Genomic DNA, 13,012 nt, shown 5'->3' with positions numbered 1-13,012 from the left:
GGGTTGCCGATCGGGGCAAACAATTGGCCAGCGAATCAACTGGCGGGCGCTTCGGCAGCAGGGGGCGCAACAACGGGGGGCGCGGTTTCGGCGGGCTTGTTTTTCTCTGGCAGGTTACGCAGCACGCCCGAGACGCAGACCACGGCGATGGCCAGCCACATATTGAGCGTGAGCCAGAACTTGCGGTTTTGACGAAAGCGCTCGGCCGCCGGACTGCGCCCCACCAACATGGTGGCGATGAAAAAGACGGCCAGCGCCAACAAGAACTTCACGCCAAAAAACCCGTGATAGGCGCCGTCGCCCTTATGATGCTGCAATGCGCCAACAAAGTTGAACAATCCGCTGAGTAGCAAAAAGCCAATCGACGCGTGCACCGGAATCGCCCAGTGAGCGCGGACGCCGTCGTGCACCTTTTGTTGAGTGTCGGCCGGCAGCTCGGACACGGTGGGGAGCAGCACCCGGCGCATGAAGATCGTGCCCCCCACGGCGGTGATCGCGGCCAGGATGTGCATCCAGCGAAACAGGATCGGCAGAATCAACTCCACGATGGACTCCTCGAATGATGGACTAAAGCGCTAATCGCCGCGCGTTGAATCTAGGCGCCATGGTCCAGTTTGTCCACCGGGGGCGCTTCGTCGGTTGGCGGAAGACCGTCCCGCAGCAACTCATCGACCAGCGCCAAGGCGTCGCGCTTGCTGCGAATCCGCTTTTCCAACTGGGCGTCGCGGACCAGGTCGAGCAGACGCTGGAACTGCTTGCCGGGCGAAAGCCCATGTCGGATCAGATCGTGCCCGGTGACGAGCGCCGGCGGGTTGAAATCTGCGAGCGGCATTTGGAGCAAGTGCCGGCAATACTCGACGTCTGCGATGTCGCCCGTCGAGGCGAGCGCGTCGGCCTCGTGCAGGTCGAGCAGTTCGGAAGCGCCTGCGTGGGTGAGCGTGCGCTGCAGCTTGGCCCAGCGCATCTGCCGGGCGCAGCTCAGATATTGGTGATGGCGCACCAGCCAAGTGACTTGTTGCCGCTCGCGCGTGGAAAGCCGCCAGCGCTGGCAAAGCCTGGCGGCGATCGTCGCGCCGATGGTTTCGTGTTCGTAAAACGTGAGCTTGCCGCGAGATTTCGCCATGGCGCGCGGCTTGCCAGCGTCGTGCAAGAGCGCGGCCAGCGCCAGCTCGAAAGTCGGCTCGCGGAGCAGGCCGAGCACCAAGAGCGTGTGATCCCAGAGATCGTGCTGCGGATAGAGCGGTTTGTGCTGCGGAATACCACGCATCGCCGCCACCTCGGGCAGCACCATCTCCTGCAGGCCGCTCTCGGCCAGCAGCTCCAGAGCGCGAACGCGACCGGGCGAGATCAGCATCAGGCGCATCTCGTGGGCCACGCGCTCGGCGCTGACCACTTCGATCTGGCGGGCCATGTCGCGCACGGCCGTTAGCGCCGCGGGATCGAGGGCGAAATCGAAGGTCGCGGCAAAACGGACGGCGCGCAGCATGCGCAGCTTGTCCTCGGCAAAGCGCTCGCGCGGGTCGCCAATGGCGCGCACGACGCGCGCCGCGAGGTCGGCTTGTCCGCCCACAAAGTCGATCACCTCGCCGGTCGCGGGGTCGTAGAACAGGCCGTTGATGGTGAAGTCGCGGCGCAGCGCGTCCTCGCGCGGTTCGGAGAAGACCACCGCCTCGGGGCGACGGCCATCGCGATACTCCACATCGCGGCGGAAGGTGGCGACCTCGACCTGCCCGGCGCCGGGGGAACCGACGACGGTAATCACTCCGAACGCGGCGCCGATGGCGTAGGTGCGGCGCGGCCCAAAGAGTTGCCGCACCGCCTCGGGCTGCGCGCTGGTGGCGACGTCGTAATCCTTGGGGACGCGCCCCAACACCTGGTCGCGCACACAACCGCCGGCCCAATAGGCGATGTGCCCGGCTTGGCGCAAACGCTCGACGACGCGCGTGGCGAACTCGCGCTGCTTGGCGGGATCGGGCTGGGTGAGGTCGTTGGACTGCATTGCAAAGGTTCGCGCGCGCTGAACGAGGGCCGGAGCCATCTTACGAGCAACGCGACCCGCTCCCAAGCGCCGGTCAGGCCAAGGCCGGCTGACGCATGGTCGCCATGGCCTGGTCGATCCACTGCCGCGCTCGCTGGCGGCTGGCGTCGTCCAAGGAAAATTCTCGTTCGCGATTGGGATACAGGAAATGAAGCGCGAGGCTGGCCGGAGGTTCGCCGAGAATCTGCTCGGCGGCGATTCCATAGACCAGCATCTGCAACTCGTATGCGGCGGCGGCCGTCTTCACTTGGCCGGCAGCGACCCGGTTGGTTTTGTAGTCGAGCAGATGCCAGCGGCCGGCATCGTCCTGGTACAGACAGTCGATGAAACCGTGCAACAGCGGCCCGCCAGCGCCGGCGTCGGCCGGAGGCCAGCTCAAGAGAAACTCCAGCTCGGTGAAGACTTGCCGCGCTTGGCGCATGGCCTGGGCGCGGGGGGTGTCCAAGAAGCGCTCGATGAGTCGCGCCGCTTCGTCGGCGTCGGCCGCAGCGCCGCGCAGCATTTCGGCATGGTGGCGAGCGCGGGCCGCCACATCGAGCGGCGCCACGGCGTCGAACTCGGCCAGCACGGCATGGACCATCGTGCCAAAGCGGCGAGGATCGACGTTCCACGGCCGGGTCTCTTCGGGCGAATCAGCGCCGGCCTCAGGCGCATCGGTTTCCTCGGACTCGGTCGCTTCCAGCGGCAGGAGCAAACCGGAAATCTGCGAAAAGGAAAACCGGCGCCGCGCGGACAAATCGGGAGCGATGGGATCGACGCCAGCCAGTGGCCGTCCGCGCTTCGCGCGCGCGTCGGCGATGGCTTGAATGAAATTGGGCGGATGCGACCGCGCGTGCTCGCCTTTCGCATCGGGTGGCGATTGAGTGACGCGAATCTGTGGGATCGGCCCCGCTCCGGCGCCGCAATAATCGCCATTTACGAGATTGAACCGGTCTTGCAGCAACCTCATCCAATGCGTCTTTTGTTCGTCCAGGTTCTTGAGGCCGGCGGAGAGAATCAGGTAATCGGCGGCGCGCGTGGTGGCCACATAGAAGAGACGCGTCGATTCTTCCTCGTCGGCCGGCCGCTCTCGCTGTTGATACAGATCGATGCCGCAGTTGGCGTCTCGGTCGGGGTCTAACGCGTCGAGTTTGACCAGGGGTCCTAGCTCGCGATCCAAGATGGCCGGCGGCTGCGAAGGAGGCTCTTTGCGGGCGAGGTCTGGAACGACAACCACCGGAAACTCCAGACCCTTGGCCTGATGAATCGTCATCAGGCGAACCACGTCGCTATTTTCGGCTTGCGTGGCGGCCAGCGCTTCTTTGGGAGGGTCGCCAACGCAATCGGCGATTTCGGCGATGTAGTCCGACAGGGTCAGCACGCCGGCGGCATCGAACTGGCGGGCCATGTCGATCAGCTTGTGCAGATTGGCGAGCTTGCGCTGACCAAGGAACTCGCCGAGCAACACGGCGTCGTAGGCGGTTTGGTCGAGCAACTCGGCGATGAGACCGGCGATGCTGTCGCGATCTTTGCGCTGGCGCAATTCGCGCAACAGATCGCGGGCGCGGGTCGCAACCTGGCGGTCGGCCGCGCTAAGTTCTGGCGGGAGTTCGGCCGCGAACAAATTCGCGCTCAGGCCCGCGGGAGGCTGAGCCAGCCAGTAGAGTCCCTCGTCGCTGAGGCCGAAGAACGGACTGCGCAACGCGCCCGCCAGGCTCACTTCGTCGGCGGGATGGGCGATGGCGCGCAGCGCGTTCAAGAGATCGAAGACCTCTTGCTGAGAGTAGAAGGCGTGTCCGCCGACCAGGTAATACGGAACGCCATGGCGCTGTAGGGCCTCTTCGTAATAGCGAACATCGGGGAGGGCGCGAAAGAGCATGGCGACGTCGCCATAGCGAACCGGGCGCGCCAAGGGCGCGCCGCTGGCGTCCTTGCCGACGACAATCGGCGCCTGCTCCGCGACCAGTTCCGCGATGCGGCGCGCGACGCAATCGGCCTCGCGCGGGCGTGAAACAGCGACTGGCTCATTGGGATCCTCGGCGAGCGACCACAAGAACTCGATCGTCGGTCCTTGAACCACCTGCTCGCGCTTGGCGCTCAAGGCCTCGTAGTGCTGGATCTCGTGGTCGAACAGGGCGTTGACGAAGTCGATGATGGCCGGCTGACTGCGAAAGTTCTCTGTCAGCGGCAACTGCCCTTCCGCGGGTAGTTCGTCGCGCAGTTGACGAAACACCTCGGGCTCGGCGCCGCGAAAACGATAGATCGACTGCTTGGCGTCGCCGACGATGAACAACATGCCGAGTTGAAACTCGTTGTCGCAGAGCGCCTTGGCGATTTCGACCTGCATTTGATCGGTGTCTTGAAACTCGTCGATCAACAAGAGGTGGGTTCGCTCGGCTTGTTGCTTGCGCAGTTCGCCGCTGTTGTCGTCGCGGAGCAAGCGCCAGGCGTGAATGAGCAGATCATCGAAATCGAGGGCGCCCGCCTCCGCCTTGCGGGCCTCGTACTCGGCTTTGACCTGTTGGGCCAGGCGGAGCACCGCCAGGCCGCTTTTAGCGGCCGGCAGCGCCGCGGGAGAATGCCACGCAAAATGTTTCCAGTTTTCGTTTACCCATTTGCGAAGCTCCGTGAACGCTTTCTTGATCGACTCGTACACCTCGGGAGAAGACCAGACCTTGGCGCCCCCGCCGCCTTGCACCTTCGCGTTCTCTTCGATGAGGTCGAGCGCATCGGCGGATAGCTGACCCTGGGCCAGTTGGTCGAACGTGCTCAAGAGGATCGCGCAGCGCTGGGCCATGACTTGGTGGTCTGGCGTCTGCTGCGCCAGGATACGCCGCGCCGTCTGCGCACAAGGCAATTGGAACAGGGAACGGATCACGGCGGCGCGGCCGTGCCGATTGAAATAGTCTTCCCAGCAGGCGACCAATTGCTCTGGCGTAAATTGAATGAACCGATCGATGCTGGTGCGGCCGCGTCCGCGGATCATCGCCTGCGCCTTTTGGCGCAGTCCGACGAGTCCGAACTGCACGGCCAGATCGCGAAACTCCGCGTCGTCCGCGCGCAGGCGAGCTTCGATCACGGTCTCGGCGGCGGTGGCCAGCAGGCTGCGCGATTGCACTTCGTCGAACATGACGAAGTTAGGATCGAGCCCCGCCTCGGGCGCATGCGCCCGGAGCAGGTTGCCGCAGAACGAGTGGATGGTGCTGATCCGCGCGGTGTGCAAGCGGCGCTGCAGTTTCAGCCAGTAGTCGCATTCTGCTGGGGTAGTCGCCTCGCGCAGGCGGCGCGTCACCTCTTTGCGCAGGCGGTCGCGCATTTCGCGCGCGGCAGGATCGGTGAAGGTGATGGCGATCAAGTTCGGCAGGTCGACGCCGTCTGGCCCCAGATGCGACAACAATCGCCGCGTGAGAACCGCGGTCTTGCCGCAACCGGCGCCGGCCGAAAGGCCGATCGAAACATGGCGTGTTTCGATCGCGGCGACCTGCTGGGGGGTGGGATTTATGGTTTGGGCGTCGGTGGCCATGCTTTTTCCAATGCGCGCGTTTGACCGACGCGACATACCGTGCGGTAGTCGCAGTACGAAGTGCATTTGTCGTTCAGACTGTGGACCGGAAATTGACCTTTGCGGATCCCGGCCACAAGCTCAAACAACTTTTGGGTGAGCTGTTCCATCTGCTCGATCCAACCGGGATCGATCACGAGGTCGCCGTCTTCGATCGTGACCAGTTCGGCGATCTGCTGGTAACCCTTGCCCTTGACCTGCCAATAACCCATTGAGCCAGGGAGGGCCGCGGGAAAGATCTGCCGCGCGGCGAGCGTGTACAGATCGAGTTGCAATGTCGTGCCGTCGACGGCCGCGTGATCTTTTGCGGTGGGGGGATTGCCCGACTTGTAGTCGATGATGCGGAACACTGGGACGCCAGCGTGCTCTCCCAGATCAACGCGGTCGATGCGCCCGGAGATGCTGAGCGACTGACCATCGTGGCGCAAGATGAGCGGCTCGGTGGTCGAAGCGGGGTCGTCGCTCTTTTTCGCCAAGCCAAACGACACTTCAAAGTGGGCCGGCGCCGGTTGGTCGCCGATGCCGAATGACTTCAAGTCGATGCATTGCCGCGGATAACGTTCTGCCCAGCGGAGCAACGTGCCGAGGGTGATGTCGCGGAGGCCTTTTTCCAGTTCGGCGCCATAATCGGCCGCGGCGGCGATGTCGCGCAGTGCATCGCGGAGGTATTCGGCAATGCGTTCTTCATCGGCCTCTGTGGGCTGATAGGGTCCGTTGTGCTCCTGGTTCAGCCGGGAGTGCAACCGCGCCAACGCAGCGTGCAGCCACAAGCCGCGCTGGGCCAAGTCGACTTCGATGCCGAGGGGGGGCAAAGGCTCCAGTTTGAGGACACGATCCAGCAGGAACTGAAACGGGCAAGTGGCGTATTGCTCTAGCTGGCTGGCGCTCCAGACGCGCGACTCGTCGAACTGGCTCGCCAAGCGCCGCGCGATCGCAACGCTGTCGAACAGGCCCTCAAAGGGACCATAGTCACGCCCGCGGCGGTTTTGCACCGCAACCAGCCCAGCGGCCATCCCCGATTCGGCGCCGCTTTGCAGAACCGAGGCGAGCAATTGGTCGTCGCCATCTTCCACCAGTCGATGGACTGAGGCGCACCGCGCGTCGGCCACGCACAAGGGGGGCTGATCGAGGTCGTAGACCGGGCGTGGATCGGTGGCGTCGCGCCGAGCGGCGGCCCCGACCAGTCGGGAGACTTCGTCCAGATAGGGACTGGGCAGCAGCGGCCGCGCGCGATCGTCGAGCGCCGCGTAGGACAAGTGCAACGACTCGTCGGCGCGGGTGACCAACTCGTAGAAGAGCAGCATCTCTTCGTCGTCGAACTCGGCGGCGGTTTGCAGGCGGATCTTGGCGTCGCGCAAACGATCGATGTCGGCGTCTTGGCAAATGCCAGAGCTGCGCCGATGCGGATAGCTCTCTTCCGACATGCCGGCCAGGAAGAGATGACGCACTCGCACCGCGCGGGCGGCGGCGGCGCCGAGCACCCGCACGCGGCCGGTGTCGTCGATCGAAAGCGGAATTTCTTCGCGGCTGGCCGTTTCGGTCAGCCAATCGATCAGTTCGGCGCGATCGAATCGAGGGGGGGCCTGCCCCAATTGGTTCGCCAGGCGATCTTCGTCTTCGAGCGCCTCGCACAGCCGCCGCAAGGCCGCGCGGTCGCGCGCCCCGTCGGCGTCTTGCAGCTTGGCGTCCATACCGATGTCGCGGGCGAAGTGGTTGAGCGCTTTCGCCCACTGGCTGGGGGTGGCGTCGGCCGGCAGGGCGTCGATGCGCCGCGCCAGTTCGATCAGCGCCGGGGCGCAGCGGCGCGCGGTCAGAATGCGCCGCCGCACGCGGGCGCCGCTTTCGGGATTGTCGCCGCTGGGGGGCGGAAGCTCATCGATGTCGCGCTGCGCCTGGCGACCGACGCGATCGAGCAATTCCGCGCGGCCGGAGAGAACTTGCAGATCGTGAATCAGCCATTCGACGTCGGCCAGCAAGCGGTCGCTGGCGGGCTCGTCGCTAGCCAATTGGTAGTAGCTACTGCCCAGCGCCGCGATGACTTGTCGATAGGGCCAATCCTGCGAATCGAGCCGGAGCAGACCCAGTAGCGCGCGCACGGCCGGGGAGCGATTGAGCGTTTCACGGGCGTCGATGGCCACCGGCACTCCGATCCGCGTGAAGATTTCACGCGCCAGATCGGCCACCGGCGGCAACTGGCGAAAGACCACGGCGATATCGCCAGGCGCTACGGGGGGCTGCTGGCCGTCTCCCAAGAGCAATCGCTTGACGTCGCGCGCCACGCATTCCAATTCGCGCACTTCGGATGCGGCGGCGGTGATAACCACTTCTGATCCAGGTTCAATGGACGACTGCGCGGCGGGAGGAAGAAAAATCTGTTCTTCGAGGCGGCGCAAAGCAGCCGGCAGAGGCTCGGCGCGGCGCTCGGTCCACACGACCTCAAGCTGGGGGAAGAGCGTCCGCAAGTGGTCGAGCGTGTCGTGCGACTTGCGAAAGCAATCGGCGCGGCGCAACTCGCCTTCCAGCGGCAAGCTGATCCACAGCTCGTCGATCCACTGTGTGAGCAGGTCAAGAATCTCGCGCTGGGTGCGGGTGAAATCGGTGAAGCCGTCGGCGGTGACTCGGCGCAAGCGATCGTAGGGGCGGCGTTGGCCGCCGTGGAGCAACTCGCGCGCGGTCCAAAAACGGCCCTGCGCGTCATAAAGCTGATGATCGCGCAGACGCTCCTGATAGGCGACATAGATGGCGGCCAACTCGCGATCCTTGTCGCGCATGCGCTTGCCGCGGCACGCCTTGGCAAAGTCATCGGGCCAGACTTCTTGCCGCTTCAGGTCGGCGATGAACTGGTCCAGTTGGTCGATGAAGCCGGGCATGTCGGCGATGGCGGCGAAGTAGCGCAACTCTCCTTGCTCGGCGGCGGCCGAGACAATCGACTCGAGCAGGCGCCGCTTTAACAAGGGAGTCAGTGGGCGAACCGGAGTGGCGGCGAATCGCACCACCGACTCGGCGAATTGCTCAAAGGTGGAGACGCCGGGGCTGAAGCAAGCCGGCAGGTCCGGCGAAATGATCTGCTGGCGAATTGCGCCGGCGCCGCGGGCCGTTGGAGCCAGCCACAGCGCCACGCCCGGCTGCCGGCTAGCCAGGGCCGCACGATGGGCCTGGAGCAGTTGACGCGTCTTTCCGCTGGCGGCGGGTCCAGCGACCACAACAACCCGAGCAGCCATGGGACGGGGCGCCTCCGTGAAAACCGCGATCTGCCCTCTAGCCGAAAAGCAGAGCCCAGACATTGTGAATTGGCGGACTAGACGCCTGATTTAGCCACACTTGCGACCGGCAGGCAAGGCAGGGATGGAAAAAAGGCGCCGCGGCGCAAATAATCATTTGACAAGGGAGTTACGCGAATATTAAACTCCGAAATCAGATCAAGGGTTCGGAACAGCCCGGTGGTCTGCACACCTGCGTACGAAGAGGTTTCTACTCGCCTGGAGATAACCGCGGCGTCGATCGGCGTCGTGCTTGTGTCTCATTTCTTTCTTATTTTTCTCATTCCGAGGAGTCTTTCATGATCAGTCACAGCAAGGAAAGGCGCGGCTTTACGCTGGTCGAGTTGCTGGTGGTGATTGCGATCATCGGCATCTTGATCGCGCTGTTGCTGCCCGCGGTGCAGGCCGCGCGCGAGGCGGCCCGCCGCAACAACTGCAAGAACAACCTCAAGCAGATCGGTCTGGCGCTGCACAACTACGCCAACACCTATGGCAGCCTGCCCCCCTCTTCGACCGATTGGCTGACGGGACCACAGGCCAGCCAGAGCGGGAAGCGCGACTTGGTCGCCGCCTATCCCACCTTTAATGGCCGCAAGCAGATGACGGCCAGCGGCCACACCTATAGCTGGATGGCGCTGATCCTGCCACAAATGGAGCAGGAGGCGATCTATCGGCAGATCAATTTCCGCAATCTGACTTGGCCGCCGTCGGGCGTGAACATCAAGACGACCCCTTGGAATGGCAACGCCTGGCTCAAGCAGATTCCGGGTTATCAATGCCCCTCGTACAAGGGGAACCGCACCTCGAACGCCTTTGCGTACGGTGGTACTCAGGCGGGCGCTCAGCTTGACAATGTGAACTCGGTGGCCATTTCCAATTATGTGGGCATGGGCGCCAGTTTGCAGATGAAGTTGCTGGGTGGCAGCACGGTCAGCGGCGCTTCGACGTTCAATCCGGACGGCGTGATGACCCCCCCCGGCGCCGGACGGCAGGGCGGGGTGAAGTTTCGCGACGTGCTGGACGGCTTGAGCAACACGATTGCCGTGTCCGAAACGCGCGAACAAGGGTTTTCGTCGTGGTACGATGGCAGCGTGGGCGCCGTGTGGGCCCTGCACTGCGATGGCCAGGACCCGATGATGGTGATCGGCGCCAACATCGCGCCCAACACCTTCCCGTATCCGGTCATCAATACGACGCTGACACCGACCCCGGTGCCGAACCTGAACTTTGGCGGCGCCCAAAAGGATCCGCGCTCTGGCGCCACGCAGCCCAAAGTCTTCTTCGCGCAGATGGGGGGCGGCAATCTGACTGGCTGGGGAAACTTTGGCGCCGCCACCTGGTCGTGGGGCCCCAGCAGCCAGCATCCGGGGGTCGTCAACCATGTGATGGCCGACGGCAGCGTGCAATCGTTTAACGACACGATGCCGGCGAACGTTTACTACGCGTTGTCGACCCGATCGGGCAAGGAACCGGCCGACGCCAACTTGGGTGGTGGCGGCTGAGCCAACTGCCTCAGTTGACAATCCAGATCCGATCAGCCGCCGGCGCTCGCGTGCCGGCGGCTGTTTTTTTGAGATGCGCGGCTTGGTTGCCAACGCAAGGCGATTGGCTCAGTAACTTGAGCGCGTCACTTGCCCGGGCTGACCTTGCCACTAACTGGCTTGAGCTTGGGAGTCAGCGTTAGTGTCACCTTGGTCCCAATGGGCGGGATGCGATCGGTAAAGCAGTCGTAAGCCAGCGATTCGTTCGATTGTGAGCTTTCGACCGGCAGGTCGAGCATGGCGCTCGGGAAATTCGATACGCAGATGAAGTCGCCGCTTTCGGCCATGTAGTGCTCTTCGCCGGTCGTTTCGTCTTTCCAAAATCCGCTGCCGCCAAACACCCAAGGTTCGGCGAGCGGCTTGCCCGTCTTGGCGGAGCGCACCCAATCTTGTCCGCGCGCCCGCTGTTGATTTCCTTTTTCGTCCTTCCAATAGATTGTTACATCGACTTCGGGCCCGGTGGCGGCAATGTACTTGGGGCGAAAGGCGACCGGGGCGCCGGGCACGGCGCCGAGCGCCATCAGACCGGCATGCACCACGTAGGCCTTGGCGGGGCAGGCGATGATCGCCTCGTGTTCCTTGGTGCCTTTCCAACACGCCAACAGTTCCAACGGTCCTTCGCGAAAGACGACCTCGCCGCGCAAGACAACCCGTTGATGCTGCAAGTCGAGCCAGGCCTCGGAGTCGGGCGCCAACCGGCGAAGTTTGCTTTGCGGCTGTTTAGAAGAGGGATCGGCGGGGGCAGCCAGCGCTCGAGCGGCGCCCGCCAAGAGGCCACAGCCGCCAAGCCACAGCCATTGACGGCGGCTGAGTCGGGCCGCGGATCGCAGCGTTTTTGGATTGTCGCGCATCGTCGGGGCTCCATCCTGTTTGCCACAAGCTCGATATTGATAAGATACCGGCTTGTCGCGGCGCCGGCCAACGCGCGCCGCCCTGGGGATTTCCTTCTGGATCAACTCAACTCCATGGCTACACCTGGCGCCTTGCGTTGTGAATCGCGACCGCTCGCCGATCTGCCGATCGAATTGCGCGGCCGCAAACTTTGGCACAAATCGACCCCGCAGGCGATTGTGGCCGCCGGCGAGTGGACCGACGACACGCCGGGCTGGAAACTTTGGTCGCGACACTTGAAAAAGCGCGGTGAGCGGTCGCCCGATCTGGCGCATCCGCGGCTGGCGGAATGGCTTGGCTGGTCGGTCGACGCAGAGGGGGACGATTCTCCTTTTTTGCGGCCGCTGGAACTATGCGGTGCTCGCCAAAGCGCTCTACTCAGCGAGAAAGGGCAAAGTCGCGTGCTAGACAGCGCGAGCGCCTGGTTGGCGTCGCCGGCCTGGCTGTCGCACAGCGCGCAGCCGGCGCTTGAGGCGTTGTCCTGGGCCTATGCCCTACCGCGCTTGGCCAGTGTGCTGACCGCCGGCTGTTGGTGGGATTTGCTAGGGCGCATTTTTGAATTGACCAACGATGACGAGCCGACGGATTGGCAACGGCATGGCGAGCGCCACCTGCTGCTGCGCGGGGAACTGCGAACCACGCTGGCGTATTTGTTTCCGGAATTGAAGGCATGCCGGGCGTTGGCGGCCGGGGCGCGCGATTGCGTGCGGCAGAGCTTTGCGGAGTTGACTAGCGCCGAGGGGCTACCCCATGGCGGCTTGTTGCCGCACCTGCGCGGATTGTTGGCCACCTGGTCCCGTTCGCGCTGGCTGGCTGGCCGCGTCAAGAACGGCAGTTGGGATGCGGAGATGCGGGCCTCGCATCAGGCCGTGGCGTGCCAAGCGCTGCGCTTGCTCGACGGCGAAGGCAAGCAATTGCTCGGGAGCAATCAAGGCATCTGGCCGGCCTCTTTGCGGGGCGCTTTGTACGAGGCGGCCAGTGGCAAATCGCGCAAGCTGATCGCTGGCTGGAGCCAACCGGGTAGCCGCAAGCACGCGAAGTGTTTGCCCGACGCGGCCAGCCAGTCGGACGCCGCAAACTGCGCGGTGCTGCGGGTGGATTGGAAGCGCCAAAGCACAGTGCTGGCCGTCGACTATTCGCAGTCGGATGTGTTGATCGAATTGAAGGTGGCGAGGCAGACGTTGCTCGACGGCGTCTGGAAGTTCGAGGCGCAGGTCAACGGAGCGCCGGCGACGCCCGTGTCTGACTGGGAAGCGGTGTGCTGGACCTCCGACGAAGATGTGGTGTACATGGAACTACAGGCCGAGTTGGCGGGCAACTACCGCGCGCAGCGACAAATCTTGCTGGCCCGGCAGGACCAATTCTTGTGGCTCAACGACCTGGTGTTTTCGCCAGTCAGCGGAGCGATCCGCTACCGATCGGTGCTGCCTGTTGCCGCCGGCGTGGCGATTGAGCCGCACGTGGAACACCGCGAAGTGCGATTGGAAGGGGCAAAGGCGACCGCTATGGTGTTGCCGGTGGCGCTGGGCGAGTGGCGCGGCGACACGCGCGACGGAGACCTTTGCGCTAAGGGAGAAAACCTGGAATACAGCGTATCCGCCACAGCGCGCGGGGTGGCGGCGCCCTTGTGGATTGACTTGCGGCAACACAAACGATTGATGGCGCAGACCTGGCGACGACTGGAAGTTGCCGAGGATCGGCGGGTGCTGGCGCGCGACGAGGCGGTGGGCTTTCGGGTGCG

7 protein-coding genes are annotated in these 13,012 nt (G+C 64.1%); 2 read left to right on the top strand and 5 right to left on the bottom strand.

Annotation, left to right across the window (positions count from 1 at the left end; translation table 11 throughout):
* Positions 1-35 precede the first annotated feature (35 nt).
* The 4 genes from K1X71_14310 to K1X71_14295 form a co-directional block, all read right to left on the bottom strand.
* Complete coding sequence (locus K1X71_14310; GenBank protein ID MBX7074315.1) at positions 36-545, bottom strand: DUF4413 domain-containing protein; 510 nt, start codon at positions 543-545, stop codon at positions 36-38.
* Between the two features lie 50 nt (positions 546-595).
* Complete coding sequence (locus K1X71_14305) at positions 596-1,999, bottom strand: CCA tRNA nucleotidyltransferase (GenBank protein MBX7074314.1); 1,404 nt, start codon at positions 1,997-1,999, stop codon at positions 596-598.
* Positions 2,000-2,072: 73 nt separating this feature from the next.
* On the bottom strand, positions 2,073-5,540 hold the full coding sequence (locus tag K1X71_14300; protein ID MBX7074313.1) for a UvrD-helicase domain-containing protein: 3,468 nt from the start codon (positions 5,538-5,540) through the stop codon (positions 2,073-2,075).
* Positions 5,516-8,800 carry an exodeoxyribonuclease V subunit gamma gene (locus K1X71_14295; GenBank protein ID MBX7074312.1) on the bottom strand — a complete coding sequence of 1,095 codons (3,285 nt, stop codon included), beginning with the start codon at positions 8,798-8,800 and terminating at the stop codon, positions 5,516-5,518. The genes K1X71_14300 and K1X71_14295 overlap by 25 nt, the downstream gene beginning before the upstream one ends.
* A 338-nt stretch (positions 8,801-9,138) precedes the next feature.
* Here K1X71_14295 and K1X71_14290 point away from each other — a divergent pair, with 338 nt between their 5' ends.
* Positions 9,139-10,341 (top strand): DUF1559 domain-containing protein, encoded by a 1,203-nt coding sequence (locus K1X71_14290; GenBank protein ID MBX7074311.1) that lies wholly within the window; start codon positions 9,139-9,141, stop codon positions 10,339-10,341.
* A 125-nt stretch (positions 10,342-10,466) separates the two neighbouring features.
* Here K1X71_14290 and K1X71_14285 read toward each other — a convergent pair whose 3' ends face one another.
* Positions 10,467-11,231: a YdjY domain-containing protein gene (locus K1X71_14285; protein MBX7074310.1), complete on the bottom strand. Its 765-nt coding sequence runs from the start codon at positions 11,229-11,231 to the stop codon at positions 10,467-10,469.
* A 114-nt stretch (positions 11,232-11,345) separates the two neighbouring features.
* Between K1X71_14285 and K1X71_14280 the strand changes: the two genes are divergently transcribed.
* Positions 11,346-13,012: hypothetical protein (locus K1X71_14280; GenBank protein ID MBX7074309.1), on the top strand; the 1,667-nt coding region annotated here is incomplete at its 3' end.

This window comes from Pirellulales bacterium (assembly GCA_019694455.1).
In the GTDB taxonomy this organism is placed as follows: domain Bacteria; phylum Planctomycetota; class Planctomycetia; order Pirellulales; family JAEUIK01; genus JAIBBY01.
Note: the sequence above shows the minus strand (reverse complement) of the source record. Positions and strands in the feature narration are given on the sequence as shown.